This window comes from Micromonospora sp. GCM10011541 (assembly GCF_042650725.1).
Lineage (GTDB): Bacteria > Actinomycetota > Actinomycetes > Mycobacteriales > Micromonosporaceae > Micromonospora > Micromonospora sicca.
Genome location: NZ_JBHSBP010000104.1, coordinates 95176 through 111069, shown reverse-complemented (window position 1 = coordinate 111069; position 15894 = coordinate 95176). Strand labels below are relative to the sequence as shown.

General features: G+C 72.0%; 15 protein-coding genes. 12 read left to right on the top strand and 3 right to left on the bottom strand.

Going from position 1 to position 15894, the window contains the following annotated elements; translation table 11 throughout:
- Positions 1-168: 168 nt before the first annotated feature.
- The 9 genes from ACFOYX_RS34900 (at position 169) to ACFOYX_RS34860 (ending at position 10044) form a co-directional block, all read left to right on the top strand.
- A complete protein-coding gene (locus ACFOYX_RS34900; RefSeq protein ID WP_322440547.1) occupies positions 169-483 on the top strand; it encodes a DUF1905 domain-containing protein in 315 nt (104 codons plus the stop codon).
- Between the two features lie 119 nt (positions 484-602).
- On the top strand, positions 603-1130 hold the full coding sequence (gene ruvC, locus ACFOYX_RS34895) for a crossover junction endodeoxyribonuclease RuvC (RefSeq protein WP_322440548.1): 528 nt from the start codon (positions 603-605) through the stop codon (positions 1128-1130).
- A complete protein-coding gene (gene ruvA, locus ACFOYX_RS34890) occupies positions 1127-1729 on the top strand; it encodes a Holliday junction branch migration protein RuvA (RefSeq protein WP_322440549.1) in 603 nt (200 codons plus the stop codon). The genes ruvC and ruvA overlap by 4 nt, the downstream gene beginning before the upstream one ends.
- A gap of 58 nt (positions 1730-1787) precedes the next feature.
- Positions 1788-2852 (top strand): Holliday junction branch migration DNA helicase RuvB, encoded by a 1065-nt coding sequence (gene ruvB / locus ACFOYX_RS34885; RefSeq protein ID WP_322440550.1) that lies wholly within the window; start codon positions 1788-1790, stop codon positions 2850-2852.
- Positions 2853-3045: 193 nt separating this feature from the next.
- A complete protein-coding gene (gene yajC, locus ACFOYX_RS34880; protein WP_377534774.1) occupies positions 3046-3339 on the top strand; it encodes a preprotein translocase subunit YajC in 294 nt (97 codons plus the stop codon).
- Positions 3340-3559: 220 nt separating this feature from the next.
- Entirely contained in the window at positions 3560-5479 is a 1920-nt protein-coding gene (gene secD, locus ACFOYX_RS34875; RefSeq protein WP_322440551.1) for a protein translocase subunit SecD, read from the top strand.
- Between the two features lies 1 nt (position 5480).
- Complete coding sequence (secF, locus tag ACFOYX_RS34870; protein ID WP_322440552.1) at positions 5481-6668, top strand: protein translocase subunit SecF; 1188 nt, start codon at positions 5481-5483, stop codon at positions 6666-6668.
- Between the two features lie 101 nt (positions 6669-6769).
- Complete coding sequence (locus ACFOYX_RS34865) at positions 6770-7336, top strand: adenine phosphoribosyltransferase (protein WP_322440553.1); 567 nt, start codon at positions 6770-6772, stop codon at positions 7334-7336.
- Between the two features lie 218 nt (positions 7337-7554).
- Entirely contained in the window at positions 7555-10044 is a 2490-nt protein-coding gene (locus tag ACFOYX_RS34860) for a bifunctional (p)ppGpp synthetase/guanosine-3',5'-bis(diphosphate) 3'-pyrophosphohydrolase (protein WP_109804312.1), read from the top strand.
- 63 nt (positions 10045-10107) lie between these two features.
- Here the strand turns inward: ACFOYX_RS34860 and ACFOYX_RS34855 are convergent, their stop codons facing one another.
- Both ACFOYX_RS34855 and ACFOYX_RS34850 read right to left on the bottom strand, forming a co-directional pair.
- Positions 10108-10944, bottom strand: coding sequence for a peptidylprolyl isomerase (locus ACFOYX_RS34855; RefSeq protein ID WP_322440554.1), 837 nt, complete (start codon positions 10942-10944; stop codon positions 10108-10110).
- Between the two features lie 61 nt (positions 10945-11005).
- The gene (locus tag ACFOYX_RS34850; RefSeq protein ID WP_322440555.1) at positions 11006-11872 is read right to left on the bottom strand and encodes a peptidylprolyl isomerase; all 867 of its coding nucleotides are present in this window, start codon (positions 11870-11872) and stop codon (positions 11006-11008) included.
- A gap of 260 nt (positions 11873-12132) precedes the next feature.
- Here ACFOYX_RS34850 and ACFOYX_RS34845 point away from each other — a divergent pair, with 260 nt between their 5' ends.
- The 3 genes from ACFOYX_RS34845 to ACFOYX_RS34835 all read left to right on the top strand — a co-directional run bounded on the left by ACFOYX_RS34845 (position 12133) and on the right by ACFOYX_RS34835 (position 15238).
- Positions 12133-12852, top strand: a complete 720-nt coding sequence (locus ACFOYX_RS34845; protein WP_322440556.1) for an MBL fold metallo-hydrolase — start codon at positions 12133-12135, stop codon at positions 12850-12852.
- Between the two features lie 55 nt (positions 12853-12907).
- Entirely contained in the window at positions 12908-14230 is a 1323-nt protein-coding gene (hisS, locus tag ACFOYX_RS34840; protein WP_322440557.1) for a histidine--tRNA ligase, read from the top strand.
- 69 nt (positions 14231-14299) lie between these two features.
- Positions 14300-15238, top strand: coding sequence for an acyl-ACP desaturase (locus ACFOYX_RS34835; protein WP_322440558.1), 939 nt, complete (start codon positions 14300-14302; stop codon positions 15236-15238).
- A 119-nt stretch (positions 15239-15357) separates the two neighbouring features.
- On the opposite strand, the gene ACFOYX_RS34830 is transcribed toward ACFOYX_RS34835, so the two are convergent.
- Complete coding sequence (locus ACFOYX_RS34830; protein WP_322440559.1) at positions 15358-15873, bottom strand: PaaI family thioesterase; 516 nt, start codon at positions 15871-15873, stop codon at positions 15358-15360.
- Positions 15874-15894 lie beyond the last annotated feature (21 nt).

Sequence of the window (15894 nt, the reverse complement as noted above, 5' to 3'; positions counted from 1 at the left end):
ACTCCACCGTCGTTCTGTGTGGGAGTGGGGAGACGCCGCGGGCCCGGACGGGCCGGGGGACGACCCGGCGGGCGGACGGGAGTGTCCGACCGGCGTGGCACAGTCGGCGGCGGGACGTCACCGCGCCGACCATCCACCCGGTCGGCCCCGACCGGACGGAGCGTGCAGATGTCGACAGTCTCGCGTCCGGGCGGCGGCTCCGGCGAGGGAGCGCCGGTGGCCTTCGAGGCGACGCTGGTCCGCTGGCCGGGTCCCGGCGGCTGGGTCTTCGCCCCGGTGCCCGACGAGTACGCGCCACCCACCGCCGGTCCGTTCGGCCGCGTGCCGGTGACCGCCACCGTGGACGCCCGCACCTGGTCGACCAGCGTCTGGCGCGACCGGACGGCGGGCTGGCTGCTGGCGGTGCCGGCACGGATCCGCGCCGGGAAGGACCACGGGGACGTCGTCTCCGTCGCCATCGAGATCGACCACGCCCGGCTGTAGCGGTGACCGCGGCGGTGCCGTCGGCCGACGGGGGCCGGCGTGTCCCGCCGGGTGCCGGCGCGAGCCGACCAGTAGGGTGTCGAACACACGTACTGCTGGCGGCTGGGGGAGGAGGCGGCGTGCGGGTGCTCGGCGTCGACCCGGGGCTGACCCGGTGCGGGGTCGGCGTGGTCGAGGGGGTGCCGGGCCGGCCCTGCGCGCTGGTCGCCTACTACGTCGTCTACACCGACCCGGGCGACGAGCTGCCGCTGCGCCTGCTGCACCTGGACCGGTCGCTGACCGACCTGGTCGCCGAGCACCGGCCGGACGCGGTCGCCGTCGAGCGGGTGTTCAGCCAGCACAACGTCCGCACCGTGATGGGCACCGCGCAGGCCAGCGGGATCGCCGTGCTCGCCGGGGCACGCGCCGGGCTGCCCGTGCAGACGTACACCCCGAGCGAGGTCAAGGCGGCGGTGACCGGTTCCGGTCAGGCCGACAAGGCACAGATGACCGCGATGGTGACCCGGCTGCTGCGGCTGCCCGAGCCGCCGAAGCCGGCCGACGCCGCCGACGCCCTGGCCCTGGCCATCTGCCACGTGTGGCGCGGCGGCACCCGGTCCAAGCTGGCCGCCGCGGCCGAGCGGGCCCGACGAGGAGGAGCGCGATGATCGCCAGCGTGCGCGGCACGGTGACCGCAACCGGTCCGGACCATGCGGTGGTGGAGGTCGGCGGGATCGGCCTGGCGGTGCAGTGCGCCCCCGGCACCCTCGCCGAGCTGCGGGTCGGCCAGCCGGCCCGGCTCGCCACCAGCCTGGTCGTCCGGGAGGACTCGCTCACTCTGTACGGCTTCCCCGACGACGACGCCAAGCAGCTCTTCGAGCTGCTGCAGACCGCCAGCGGCGTCGGCCCCCGGCTGGCCCAGGCGGTGCTCGCCGTGCACACCCCGGACGCGGTCCGCAAGGCCATCGCCAACGCCGACACCGCCGCGCTGACCCGGGTGCCGGGCATCGGCAAGAAGGGCGCCGAGCGGCTGGTCCTCGAGCTGCGGGACCGGATCGGCCCGGTGCCGGTCGGCGTCGACGGCGCGGCCGGGGTGACCGGCGGCGCCTGGCCCGAGCAGGTCCGCCAGGCGCTCGTCGGGCTCGGCTGGTCCAGCGCCCAGGCCGAGCAGGCGGTGGCGACGGTCGCCGAGACAGTCGACGGGCAGACCCCGCCGGTGCCGATCCTGCTCAAGCAGGCCATCCGCCTCCTGGGCCGGACGCGGTGATGAGCGCGAGGAGTGAGCCGGGTTTGCGAGCCCCGCAGTCGCGAATGAAGGAACCCTCATGACCGGGGAGAACCTGGTCTCGGCGTACGTCAGCGACGCCGAACTCGACGCGGAGGCGAGCGTCCGGCCGAAGCGGCTCGACGAGTTCATCGCCCAGCACCGGGTCCGCGACCAGCTCGACCTGCTGCTCCAGGGCGCGATGCGGCGCGGCTCCCCGCCAGACCACATTCTCCTCTCCGGGCCGCCTGGCCTCGGGAAAACGACGTTGGCCAATATCGTCGCGGCCGAGCTGGGCTCGGGCCTCCGGGTGACCAGCGGCCCGGCGATCGAGCGCTCCGGCGACCTGGCGGCCATCCTGACCAGCCTCGCCGAGGGCGACGTGCTCTTCATCGACGAAATCCACCGGATTGCCAAGCCGGCCGAGGAGCTGCTCTACAGCGCGATGGAGGACTTCCGGGTCGACGTGGTGGTCGGCAAGGGCCCGGGGGCCACCGCCATCCCGCTCGACGTGGAGCCGTTCACCCTGGTCGGCGCGACCACCCGGTCCGGCCTGCTCACCGGGCCGATGCGGGACCGTTTCGGATTCGTCGCCCACCTCGACTTCTACGCCCCGGCCGACCTGGAGGTGCTGCTGCGCCGCTCGGCGCGGATCCTCGGCGTGCCGATCACGGAGGAGGGCGCGGCCGAGATCGCGGGCCGGTCCCGGGGCACCCCGCGGATCGCCAACCGGCTGCTGCGCCGGGTGCGGGACTTCGCCGAGGTCCGGGCCGACGGCGTGGTCAGCCTGGAGACCGCCCGGGCAGCCCTGACCGTGTACGACGTCGACGCGCTGGGCCTGGACCGGCTGGACCGGGCGGTGCTGACCGCGCTGGTCGACTCGTTCCGGGGCGGCCCCGTCGGGCTGTCCACCCTCGCGGTGGCGGTGGGGGAGCAGCCGGACACCGTCGAGGAGGTCTGCGAGCCGTTCCTGGTCCGGGCCGGGCTGCTGGCGCGTACGCCGCGGGGCCGGGTGGCGACCGAGGCGGCCTGGCACCATCTGGGGCGTACACCGCCCAATGGTACATTTGGCACGGATGCCCCTACCGTGCCCGATCTCTTCTCCGCACCGCCGGAAGAGCCGTGATCCGAACGTGATCTGTGCCGCATTCGGTGTTCTCAGGTGCAGGGATTAGACTTCGCCGCGGTCTGTACAGGACGTGAGATTCCGCCTCCGCTCCGGCACCCCTCGTGCTGGTCGGAGGCCAATGGGAAGGTCGACAACCGTGCTTTACCTTGCAGCGGGTGGTGGAGGAGCCGGCGGTCTGACGCCGATCCTGATGATCGCCCTGCTCTTCGGCGTCATGTACTTCATGATGATCCGCCCCCAGCAGAAGCGGCGCCGCGAGGCCGAGCAGATGCAGTCCCAGCTCGGCCCGGGCGACGAGGTGGTGACCATCGGCGGCCTCTATGGCACGGTCACCGAGGTGGACGACGACATCGTCCTGCTCGAGGTCGCCCCGGGCGTCCAGACCCGGTACGCCCGGCCGGCCATCGCGCGGGTGACCACCCGGGCCGAGCGCCCCGAGGCGACCGAGCCGGTGGCCGAGGAAGCCGACGCCGTCAAGGAGTGACCGATCGCCCCGACGGGGCAGCGGATTCATCCCGACAAGTGGATAGTTGGGTCGGCGCCCGACGCCGACACGCGGAACTCCCCCCGACGCCGCCGCGTCGTGACCCGGAGGCGTGTCGACCGGCGGCGTCGACCCGCCAGAGCAGTCGGCCGGACACCCCCGGCCCGACTTTCGTCGCCGCTGCGCAGGCGGCGCGACCGTACAGGGAGACAGGACAGCCGTGGCACCACCTCAGGGACAGATGCGCCCCGGGCGGCAACTAGCCGTTCTCGGGCTCATCTTCGTCGTCCTCTATCTTTTGGTGTTCTTCTCGGGCGGCGCCAGTGGTGGCTGGAAGGACCGGCTGGAGCCGCGGCTCGGCCAGGACCTGATCGGCGGCACCCGGGTGGCGCTCGAGGCCACCAACAGCGTGGACGGCAAGCCTCCGACGGCCGAGAACCTCGAGGAGGCGCGCCAGATCATCGAGAACCGGGTCAACGGCTACGGCGTGGCCGAGGCCGAGGTGGTCACCGAGGGCAACCGGAACATCGTCATCTCCCTGCCCGGTGTGAACCGGGACCTGACCGACGTCGGCAGCGCCGCCGAGCTGCGGTTCCGCAAGGTGCTCAAGGCGACCGACGGCAGCGGCGCGACCGCCGCCCCGGCGCCGCCCCCCACCGCCACCCCCGCCCCGACCGGCAGCGCGACGCCGAAGCCCTCGGGCAGCGCCTCGCCGCAGCCGTCGGCGAGCGCCCCGAAGGTCACCGCCTCGCCGAGTGCCGGCGGGCAGGGCGGCATGGCTCCGACGCCGAGCGCCAGCGTGGCCGCCCCGACGCCGTCGGCCTCGCCGAGCGCCGCCGCGCCGTCGCCGAGCGCCACCGCCGCGCCGGTGCCGCAGAGCGTCGAGCAGCAGCGCAAGGCCGTCGAGCAGAAGGTCGGGCCGGCCGCCTGGGCCGCCGCCACCGGCCTGAAGGCCCCGGCCGACGTCTCCGCCGATCCGTCACTGGCCGAGAAGCTCAAGCCGTTCGGCACGCTCTCCCCACAGGAGATCGCGGTGCTGCCGGTGGACATGCAGTTCAACGTCCCGACCATCACCTGCGCCCAGCTCGACAAGCGGCCACCGGCGTCGATCAAGGACGAGAAGCAGCGGGCCGTCGCCTGCGAGTCGGGCGCGAAGTACCTGCTCGACGTGGCGAAGGTGGTCGGCACCGACGTCAAGGACGCCTCCGCCCAGCTCGACCAGACCAGCGCCTGGGTGGTCAGCCTGAACTTCACGGGCAAGGGGCAGGAGCACTGGACCAACCTGACCCGCGAGGCGTTCAACAACGAGGGCCAGGCCTGCGACCAGACCGCACTCGGTCAGGACGGCAAGTGCCGGGTGGCGGTGGTCCTGGACAACCAGATCGTCTCCTCCCCCGAGATCCAGGGCGTGCTCACCGGTGACTCGCAGATCACCGGCAGCTTCGACAACAAGACGGCCAACGCGCTGGCCAGCCAGTTGCGCTACGGCGCCCTGCCGGTGACCTTCGTGCAGCAGGAGAAGCAGAACGTGACGGCCACACTGGGCGAGAGCCAGCTGCGGGCCGGTCTGCTCGCCGCCGGCATCGGCATGCTGCTGGTCATCATCTACTCGTTCTTCTACTACCGGCTGCTCGGCTCGGTGATCTTCCTGAGCCTGGTGCTCTCCGCGCTGCTGGTCTTCGGCGCCCTGGTGGTGCTCGGCCGGTCGATCGGATTCACCCTCACCCTCGCCGGCATCGCCGGCATGATCGTCTCGCTCGGCGTGGCGGCGGACTCGTTCGTCATCTACTTCGAGCGCCTCAAGGACGAGATCCGCGAGGGACGCAGCCCGCGCAGCGCGGTGCCACGCGCCTGGATCCGGGCCCGCCGGACAATCATCTCGGCGAACTCCATCACCCTGATGTCCGCCGTGGTGCTCTACATCGTCTCGGTCGGCACGGTGAAGGGCTTCGCCTTCGCCCTAGGCCTGGCGACCGTGCTCGACCTGGTGGTCGTCTTCCTCTTCCGTCACCCGATCATGACGATGTTCGCCCGGAGCCGGGCGTTCCTGTCCCCGCGGGTCAGCGGCCTCGGCCGGGCCCTGCCGGCCCGTTCGACCGAGCAGGGCACCGCCCGTAACCCGCGCGTCAAGGAGGCCTGAGATGGCTAAGAGTGGTCTGGCGTCCCGGCTCTACCGGGGCGAGGCCGATCTCAACATCGTCGGCCGGCGCAAGCTGTGGTTCGGCGTCGCCGCCGCGCTGGTGCTGCTCGCGGTGCTCAGCTTCGCCGTGCGCGGCTTCAGCCTCGGCATCGAGTTCGCCGGCGGCACCTCGCTCCAGGTGCCGGCCAGCGTCGGCACCCTGGACGAGGCCGAGCAGCAGGTGAACGACGTGCTGCGGACCAAGGGTGGCGGCGCCGAGGTGGCCACCGCGCAGAAGGTCGGCGGCACCAGCCGCGACTCGTACGAGATGCGCACCTCGGAGCTGACGCCTACGCAGTCGAACGAGGTGAAGACCGAGATCGCCCAGAAGTTCGGGCTCAAGTTCGAGCAGGTCGGCGCGAACCAGGTCAGCGCGTCGTTCGGTGGCCAGGTGACCGAACGTGCGTTGCTCGGCCTGCTCATCTTCCTCGCGGTGGTGGCGATCTACCTGATCCTGCGCTTCGAGTGGCGGATGGCCGTCGCCGCGATCAGCTCGCTGTTCATGAACCTGATCCTCACCGCCGGCATCTACTCGCTGGTCGGCTTCGAGGTCACGCCGTCGACGATCATCGGCTTCCTCACCATCCTGGGCTTCGCGCTCTACGACGTGGTGGTGGTCTTCGACAAGGTCCAGGAGAACACCCGGGGCATCACCGCGAACAACAACCTGACCTACGGCGAGGCGTCGAACCTGGCGCTGAACCAGAGCCTGATGCGATCGCTGAACACCTCGGTGGTCGCCCTGCTCCCGGTCGGCGGCCTGCTCTTCATCGGCGCCGGCCTGCTGGGCGCGGGCACGCTGAAGGACCTCGGTCTGGTGCTCTTCGTCGGTATGGCGGTGGCGTTCCTGACCTCGATCCTGCTGGCCACCCCGCTGCTGGTGCTCCTGAAGAACCAGGACCCGCGGATCAGCGCGCACAGCAAGCGGGTGCTGGCCCGCCGGGGCGCCATCGCCCGGGGCGAGGTGACCCCGAAGGGCGCGCCGCGGTCCGCCGAGGCCGGCGAGCCGGCCATCGACCAGGAGGCGGCGGCGCTGGCCGGCTCGGCGCCGAAGGTGGGCGCCCGACCGGCCGCCAAGCGTCCGACCGGTGCCCGGGGCGGTCGTCCCGGCGGCGGGGGCAACCGTCCGGGCGGCGCCAAGCGCCGCTGACCGGTCCACCGGACCCGGTAGCGATCGACCTGACGGCGTCCGCCATGCTGTGCGAGCAGCATGGCGGACGCCGTCGTCGTCGGAAGGGAAGCGGGACAACCGTGACGGAGACCCACAGCACCGGGGTACGGGGAGACAGCGGCCCGGAGGTGGCCCGGCTGGTGGCCAGCCGGGTACTGGACGTGCCGGACTTCCCGAAGCCCGGCGTCATGTTCAAGGACCTGATGCCCCTCTTCGCCGACGGTGCCGTGTTCCGCGAGGTGATCGACGGGATCGTCGCGTACCACGGGCGTGACTCGTTCGACGCGGTGGTCGGCATCGAGGCGCGCGGCTTCGTCATCGCCGCCGCCATCGCGTACGCGACCGGGGTGGGTGTGGTGCCGGTCCGCAAGGCCGGCAAGCTGCCCCGTCCGGCGTACTCGGCCTCCTACGACCTGGAATACGGCGAGGCGACCCTGGAGGTGCACCAGGACGCCTTCACCGCCGGCCACCGGGTGCTGGTCGTCGACGATGTGCTCGCCACCGGCGGCACCGCCGAGGCCACCCTCGACCTGGTGGAGCGGGCCGGCGGCACGGTCGCCGGTTTCACCGTGCTGCTGGAGCTGGCCTTCCTCAAGGGCCGGGAGCGGCTGGCCCCGCGCCCGGTCCATGCCCTGCTGACCGTTTGATGCCACGCCCGTCGGGCGGAGCCCGCGGGGACCGTCCGGCGGAGCGGCGGGGCACCCTGCGTGCGGGTAGCATTGCCCTTTGCTGACCGGGCGGGCGACCGTCCGGTGGCGGAAGGACCGCCGGTCGCGGCCGGCGCGGAACAACACCGGCCCCACAGCCGGTTGATACGAACGTCGGCCGTACGGCCGGCGCACCCCGGCGAGCGGTGAGGAGGCCGGTGTCCCACGATGTCGTCCCTCCGGTGGAGGGCACGGTGCACCCGACAGGCGACGCGGACGGCTCGGTGACCGAGCGGAGCGGCAACCCGCCGGCCCGGGTGACGGGCTCTGGCAACGGCGTCGCCCCCGACGCCGGCACGGCCGACGGCACGTCGCCCGGCGGCGCCGTCGTGGTGCCGTTCCCGACCGATGGCTCGACCGATCCCGCGCCGACCGGTGGCTTCGCGCTGTCCAACGCGCCGACCGGCCGGCGGGTTCGCGCCCGGCTGGCCCGGTTCAACGCGCCCTGGCAGACCTCGCAGGTCAGCGAGGTGCTCGAACCGCTGATCTCCACCCACCGGGAGAACCACCCCAAGGCCGACGCCCGGCTGCTCCAGCGGGCGTTCGACACGGCGGCGCGCTGGCACTCCGGTCAGTACCGCAAGTCCGGTGACCCGTACATCACGCACCCCTTGGCCGTGGCGACCATCCTGGCCAACCTGGGCATGGACACCACCACCCTGGTCGCCGCGCTGCTGCACGACACCATCGAGGACACCGAGTACACCCTCGACCAGATGCGGGCGGACTTCGGCCCGGAGGTGACCCTCCTGGTCGACGGCGTGACGAAGCTGGACAAGGTCAAGCTGGGTGACGCCGCCAAGGCGGAGACGATCCGCAAGATGGTCGTGGCGATGGCCAAGGACCCGCGGGTGTTGGTGATCAAGCTCGCCGACCGGCTGCACAACATGCGTACCCTCACCTTCCTGCCCCGCCCCAAGCAGGAGCAGAAGGCGAAGGAGACGCTGGAGATCCTGGCTCCCCTGGCCCACCGCCTGGGTATGAACACCATCAAGTGGGAGCTGGAGGACCTCGCCTTCGGCACCCTGTTCCCGAAGCGGTACGAGGAGATCAACCGCCTGATCGGGGAGCACCAGCCGCAGCGGGAGGCGCTGCTGCGCCAGGTGACCCAGAAGGTGTCGACCGACCTCAAGGCCGCCAAGATCAAGGCGGAGACCACCGGCCGGCCGAAGCACCTCTACTCGATCTACCAGAAGATGATCGTGCGGGGTCGCGACTTCAACGACATCTACGACCTGGTCGGGGTGCGGATCCTGGTCGACACGGTGCGGGACTGCTACGCGGCGCTGGGCGTCATCCACGCCAACTGGCAGCCGGTGCCGGGCCGGTTCAAGGACTACATCGCGATGCCCAAGTTCAACATGTACCAGTCGTTGCACACGACGGTCATCGGGCCCACCGGCAAGCCGGTGGAGATGCAGATCCGCACGTACGCCATGCACCGCACCGCCGAGTTCGGCATCGCCGCGCACTGGAAGTACAAGGAGCACAAGGGCACCCAGATCGTCGGCCCGCCGGCGCACATCGACGAGATGACCTGGCTGCGTCAGCTGCTGGACTGGCAGCGGGAGGCGGCCGACCCGAGCGAGTTCCTCGACGCGCTCCGCTTCGACCTGTCCAGCCAGGAGGTGTACGTCTTCACCCCGAAGGGTGACGTCATCCCGCTCCCGACCGGGTCGACGCCGGTGGACTTCGCGTACGCGGTGCACACCGAGGTCGGGCACAAGTGCATCGGCGCCCGGGTCAACGGGAAGCTGGTGCCGCTGGAGTCGACGCTCTCCAACGGCGACGTGATCGAGATCTTCACCTCGAAGTCCGACACGGCCGGCCCGACGCAGGACTGGCTCGGCTTCGTCAAGAGCCCACGCGCCCGCACCAAGATCCGCCAGTACTTCAACAAGGAGCGGCGCGAGGAGGCGATCGAGGCCGGCAAGGACTCGATCGTCAAGGCGATGCGCAAGCAGGGCATGCCGTTGCAGCGGATGCTCACCTCCGACGCGCTGATGGCGATCGCCCGGGACCTGCACCTGGCCGACGTCGCCTCGCTCTACGCGGCGGTCGGCGACAGCCAGGTCTCCGCCCAGTCGGTCGTGCAGAAGCTGATGGCCACCTACGGCGGCGAGGAGGGCGCGGCGGAGGACATCGCCGAGACCGCCGTCGCCACCCGGCCGCCGCGCAGCCGGCAGAGCAGCAGCGACCCGGGCGTCGTGGTCCGGGGCGTCAGCGACGTCTGGATCAAGCTGGCCCGCTGCTGCACCCCGGTGCCGCCGGACGCGGTCTTCGGCTTCGTCACCCGCTCCGGTGGGGTGAGCGTGCACCGGGACGACTGCGCCAACGCCGAGGACCTGCGGGCGCAGAGCGAACGGGTGGTCGAGGTCAGCTGGAAGCTCACCTCCGCCTCCACCTTCCTCGTCGCCATCCAGGTCGAGGCGCTGGACCGGCACAAGCTGCTGGCCGACGTCACCCGGGTGCTGTCGGAGGAGCGGGTGAACATTCTCTCCGCCACCGTCACCACCACCCGGGACCGGGTGGCGGTGAGCCGGTTCAGCTTCGAGATGGCCGACCCGAAGCACCTGGGCCACCTGCTGGCCGCGGTGCGGAAGGTCGACGGCGTCTTCGACGCGTACCGGGTCACCTCGGGCGCCTGAGGCACGGACGCGGAAGCGCCCGCCGGCTGCGGCCGGCGGGCGCTTCGTCGTCGTACGGGGCGGTCAGCCCTGGATGCCGCTCATCGCCAGCTTGTTGATGACGATCTCCTTCTTGGGGTGGCCGCCGCCGGCCTGCTGCGCGAAGGCCTTGTCGTCACCGGCCGCCGCGACCTGCTTGACCACGTCCATGCCGCCGGTGATGGTGCCCAGCACCGTGTAGTTCGGGTCGAGCTGCGAGTCGCCGTACACGATGAAGAACTGGCTGCCGGTGCTGCCCGGCTGGCCGGAGTTGGCCATCGCGATGACGCCCTCCGGGTACGGCGGGCGCTTGTCGGTCGGCAGGTTCTCCTCGGCCAGGTTGTAGCTCGGGCCGCCGGTGCCGTCGGTCTCCCGCCAGCCCTTGCCGGTGGCGCTCGGGTCGCCGCACTGCAGCACCTTGATGCCCTCGGTGACCAGGCGGTGGCACTTGGTGTTGTCGAAGAAGCCCTTGCTGGCCAGGTGGGTGAAGCTGCCCGCGGTGCACGGCACGGCCGCCCGGTCGATCTTCGCGGTGATCGGCCCCAGGTTGGTGTCGATCGTCATGGTCTGGGTGCCGGTGTTCTGCTGCTGGGCACCGGGCAGGCCGACGTCCTTGATCTGCTTGGTGCGCCCCTCCTTGGGGACCTCGGTGTAGGCGCACTGGGCGGCACCCGCCGACGTGGCGGTCTGCTTCTTGTCGTCGTCGCCACCGAGGGTGGTGGCCAGCCAGACGGTGCCGGCGACCACGAGCAGCAGGACCGCACCGGCCCCGACGATCGCCTGCGTCTGCCGGCGCTTGCGGGCGCGGGCCGCGCGCTCGGCCATCTCCCGCTCGAGTCGGGCCCGCGCCGCCGCGCGCTGCCGCTCTCTCGTGGACGTCACGGTCACTCCTTCGAAACTTCTCGGGCGCGGACGAAGCCGCTGCGGTGGGTGGGCGGCCGGGTCAGCCGGCGCTGGGGCCGGCCGTGGGCGCGCCGGTGGCGGCCGGTGCCGTGGTCGGCTCGCCGACCGTCAGGCTCTGGATCACCACGTCGGTCTTCGGCTTGACCTTGGCCCCGCTCCCATTGTCCACGGTCGGCAGGGCGCCGATCTTCTCCACCACGTCGAGGCCGGCGGTGACCCTGCCGATGACCGGGTAGACCGGCTTGGCCGGGTTGAAGTCCTTGAAGAAGACCAGGAACTGGCTGCCGTTGCTGCCCGGCGGGTTCGCGATCATGGCGACCGTGCCCTTCGGGTACGCCGGGGGCTGCCCGGCGGCGGGCTTGCCGGACGCACTCGGTGCCGGGGTGGGCACGTTCTCGTCGTAGAACGAGTACGCCGGGCCGCCGATGCCGCTGCCGCTCGGGTCGCCGCAGCGCAGCGCGCCCTCGGTGGTGATCTCGTGGCACTTGGTGTTGTCGTAGAACGACTTGCCGGCCAGGTGGGCGATGCTCGCCCCGGCGCACGGCGCGGACGCCAGGTCGAGCTCGGCGGTGATCGGGCCGCCCTGGTTCGTGGTGATCGTCATCGCCCGGGTGCCGGAGGTCGGCAGGCCGGTGGTGGCCGGGGTGCCGACGTCCTTGAGGTTCGTGTTGGCGCCGGCGTCCTGCGGGGTCCACACGCAGACGTCCTCGGCGGCCTTCTTCTCCGGCTCGGAGTCGAACGCGCCCAGCGCCCAGGCCGAGCCGACCACGATCAGCGCGAGCACCACGGCGGCGCCCACGCCGGCCTGGATCTGCCGGCGGCGCCTCGCGGCCGCGGCCCGCCGGGCGAGCTGCCGGTCGAGCTTGGCCCGCGCCAGTTTGCGCTGCCGGTCCCTGCTGGAAGCCACCCGTGCTCCCCTTCCTCTGCCCTGGTCGTCGCCGGCGCCCGGGCGTCGTCCGCCCGTCCGGCGGCAGTGCGCCACGCCACACGCCCGCCAGAGTGTACGGGTAGCCGCTGGGAAAGTGGTGTACGAGGTCCGGCCACGGTTTATCGGAAGATGTCACTGTGCCAACCGGGACGGGTGGGACCGCTGGGTCGGAACAATGCGCTCGCCCGGCCGACTAGGCTGCTGGACGGAGACGACGACTCGACGGAAGGGGAGCGGACGTGCTCGTGGCCGGCTTTCCCGCGGACGCCTTCGGCACCAACTGCTATGTGGTGGCGACCGCGCCGGGGGAGCAGTGCGTGGTGGTCGACCCCGGCATCGGGGTGCTCGACCGGCTCGACGCCCTGCTCGCCGAGCACCGCCTGCACCCGGTCGCCGTGCTGCTCACGCACGGCCACCTCGATCACACCTTCTCGGTGGCGCCGGTCTGCGGCGCGCGCGGCATCCCCGCGTACGTCCACCCGGACGACCGCGAGCTGCTGGCCGACCCGTCGAAGGCGCTGTCGATGGACGTTACCCAGCTCTTCGGTGGCCGGCTGCCGTACGCCGAACCGGACGACGTGGCCGAGCTGATCGACGGCGCGACCCTGGCCCTCGCCGGGTTGGAGATCACCGTCGACCAGGCCCCCGGCCATACCGGCGGGTCGGTGCTGTTCCGGATGCCCGGCGCCGGCTCGCCCTGGGAGGCCGAACAGATCTGCCTCTCCGGTGACGTGCTGTTCGCCGGCTCGATCGGCCGCACCGACCTGCCGGGCGGCAGCATGCCCCGGATGCTGTCCAGCCTGCGGGAGAAGGTCCTCCCGCTGGCCGACGACACGGTCGTCCTGCCCGGCCACGGCCCCGCGACCACCATCGGCCGCGAGCGCGCGAGCAACCCGTACCTCCTCGAGGTGGCGGGCACCGGCGGCCCGCGCCCGGCCGCGCCCACCCGCGGTCTCTGACTCACCGCACCCACGACCTCCCCGCGCGGCCCGCGCGGGACGCAAGGAGTACGCCATGAGCAAGCCCACGCCCATCTCCGGCTTCCCGGAGTGGACGCCCGCGCAGCGGATGATCGAACAGTTCGTCCTCGACCGGATCCGCGCCACCTTCGAGCTGTACGGCTTCGCCCCCCTGGAGACCCGCTCGGTCGAGCCCCTCGACCAGCTCCTGCGCAAGGGGGAGACCTCGAAGGAGGTCTACGTGCTGCGCCGGCTCCAGGCCGACACCGACGGCCCGGCCGGCGACGACTCGCTCGGCCTGCACTTCGACCTGACCGTGCCGTTCGCCCGCTACGTGCTGGAGAACGCCGGCAAGCTCCAGTTCCCGTTCCGGCGCTACCAGATCCAGAAGGTGTGGCGGGGCGAGCGCCCGCAGGAGGGGCGCTACCGCGAGTTCCTCCAGGCCGACATCGACATCGTCGACCGGGACACCCTGCCGGCCCACTACGAGGCGGAGATGCCGCTGGTGATCGGCGACGCGCTGCGCTCGCTGCCGATCCCGCCGGTGCGGATCCAGGTCAACAACCGCAAGATCTGCGAGGGCTTCTACCGGGGCATCGGGCTCACCGACCCGGAGGCGGCGCTGCGCGCGGTGGACAAGCTCGACAAGATCGGCCCGGCGGGGGTCGCCGAGCTGCTGGCCGAGACCGCCGGGGCGAGCGAGGCGCAGGCCAAGGCGTGCCTGGCCCTGGCCGAGATCTCCGCGCCGGACGCCTCCTTCGGCGACGCGGTGCGCGCCCTCGGCGTGAGCGACCCGCTGCTCGACGAGGGCATCGCCGAGCTGACCGCCGTGGTGGAGACCGCCGCCGCGCACTCGCCCGGCCTCTGCGTGGCCGACCTGCGGATCGCCCGTGGCCTGGACTACTACACCGGCACCGTCTACGAGACGCAGATGCTGGGCTACGAGCGGTTCGGCTCGGTCTGCTCCGGCGGCCGGTACGACAACCTGGCCAGCTCCGGCAACGTCCGCTTCCCGGGGGTGGGCATCTCCATCGGGGTGACCCGGCTGCTGGGCCTGCTCTTCGGCGCCGCGGCGCTGACGGTCTCCCGCAGCGTGCCGACGTGTGTCCTGGTCGCCGTCAGCACCGAGGAGGACCGCCCGGCGAGCAACAAGGTGGCGGAGGCGCTGCGCTCCCGGGGCATCCCGACCGAGGTGTCGCCGAGCGCGGCCAAGTTCGGCAAGCAGATCCGCTACGCCGAACGGCGGGGCATCCCGTACGTCTGGTTCCCCGGCGCCGAGGGCGACGAGGTGAAGGACATCCGCTCCGGCGAGCAGGTAGCCGCGGCGGCGGGCGAGTGGACGCCACCGCGCCCGGACCTGAAACCACTGGTCAGCTGAGTTCGTACTGGCGCGTACGGGGTAGAGGACCTACGGTGGCGTAAGTTACGCCACCGTAGGGAGACCCGTATGACCACCCCGATGAGCCAGACCGCCCTGCTCCTCGAACTCGAAGCCGTGGTGGAGAAGAACCTCGACCGGCACCTGTCGATGGCCAAGGAGTGGTTCCCCCACGAGTACGTCCCGTGGAGCGAGGGCCGCACCTTCGACGGCCCGCTCGGCGGCGAGGCGTGGGCGGAGTCCGACTCCACCATCCCCGACGTGGCCCGGACGGCGCTGATCGTCAACCTGCTCACCGAGGACAACCTGCCCTCGTACCACCACGAGATCGCCACCCTGTTCGGCCGGGACGGCGCGTGGGGGAACTGGGTGCACCGGTGGACCGCCGAGGAGGGGCGGCACGGCACCGCGATCCGCGACTACCTGACGGTGACCCGGGCGGTCGACCCGGTGGCCCTGGAGCGCGCCCGGATGACCCACATGTCGGCGGGCTACACCAACGCGCACGGCGACGAGGTGCTGCACTCGCTCGCGTACGTGTCGTTCCAGGAGTTGGCGACCCGGATCTCACACCGCAACACCGGACGGGTAACCGGCGACCCGGCCTGCGAGGCGCTGCTGGCCCGGGTGGCCGCCGACGAGAACCTGCACATGGTCTTCTACCGCAACCTGCTCGCCGCGGCCTTCGAGCTGGCCCCGAGCCAGGCCATGCGGGCCGTGGCCGACGTGCTGGCCGACTTCCAGATGCCCGGTGTCGGCATCGACGGCTTCGCCCGCAAGTCCGTGGCGATCGCCCTGGCCGGCATCTACGACCTGCGCCAGCACCGCGACGACGTGGTCGTCCCCGTGCTGCGCCAGTGGGACGTCTTCTCGGTGACCGGCCTGAACGGCGACGGCGAGGCCGCCCGCGACCAGATCGCCCGCCACCTCGACGACCTGGAGCAGGCCGCCGCCCGCTTCGAGGAGAAGCGCGCCGCCCGCTCCGCCCGCCTCGCCACCCTCCGCTGACCCCGCCCCGACTCCGCCTCCGCCCCGGCCCCCGCGATCTTGCACTTCGTGCCCCGGCAAAGCCATAGCTTGCCCCTATCGAGGGCCCCAGGTGCAAGATCAACCGGGATTGGGAGGGGTCAGGCTGGTTGGTCGAGGGGGAAGAGCAGGCAGGTCGAGGTGGCGTGGGCGATGAGGCGGCCCTGGGCGTCCGTCAGCCTCGCCTCGGCGAGGGCGGTGCGGCGGCCGCGTTGGAGGACGGTGCCCTCGCAGCGGAGGGTGCCGCTGGCGACCGTCACCGGGCGGAGGAACTTCACGTTCAGGTCCAGCGAGGTGTAGCCGACGCCGGCGGGCAGGGTGGTGTGCACCGAACAGGCGGCGGCGGTGTCCAGCAGGGTGGAGATGACCCCGCCGTGCACGGTGCCGAGCGGGTTGTAGTGGAACTCCTGCGGCACCAGTTCCACCGCGACCCGGCCCTCCTCGGCCTCCATCCGGGACATGTCGATCAGGTGCATGATCGGCGGCGCGGCCAGCTCACCGGCGATCATCGCGCGGAGCAGCTCCAGGCCGCTGCGCCGGCCGACGTGCGCCGCGCCCGCGACCGGGTCGGACCAGGAGAAGGTGCGGCTGCGCGCCGGATCCTGCGTCTGAGTCATGGACTCAGCCTGGCAGCGCGT

What these genes read in the sequence shown, in the direction of transcription:
- ACFOYX_RS34835 (WP_322440558.1), top strand. Translation starts at nt 14,300, where the DNA reads ATGACCACCCCGATGAGCCAGACCGCCCTGCTCCTCGAACTCGAAGCC.
- ruvB (WP_322440550.1), top strand. Translation starts at nt 1,788, where the DNA reads ATGACCGGGGAGAACCTGGTCTCGGCGTACGTCAGCGACGCCGAACTC.
- yajC (WP_377534774.1), top strand. Translation starts at nt 3,046, where the DNA reads ATGATCGCCCTGCTCTTCGGCGTCATGTACTTCATGATGATCCGCCCC.
- ruvA (WP_322440549.1), top strand. Translation starts at nt 1,127, where the DNA reads ATGATCGCCAGCGTGCGCGGCACGGTGACCGCAACCGGTCCGGACCAT.
- hisS (WP_322440557.1), top strand. Translation starts at nt 12,908, where the DNA reads ATGAGCAAGCCCACGCCCATCTCCGGCTTCCCGGAGTGGACGCCCGCG.
- secF (WP_322440552.1), top strand. Translation starts at nt 5,481, where the DNA reads ATGGCTAAGAGTGGTCTGGCGTCCCGGCTCTACCGGGGCGAGGCCGAT.
- ACFOYX_RS34900 (WP_322440547.1), top strand. Translation starts at nt 169, where the DNA reads ATGTCGACAGTCTCGCGTCCGGGCGGCGGCTCCGGCGAGGGAGCGCCG.
- ACFOYX_RS34830 (WP_322440559.1), bottom strand. Translation starts at nt 15,873, where the DNA reads ATGACTCAGACGCAGGATCCGGCGCGCAGCCGCACCTTCTCCTGGTCC.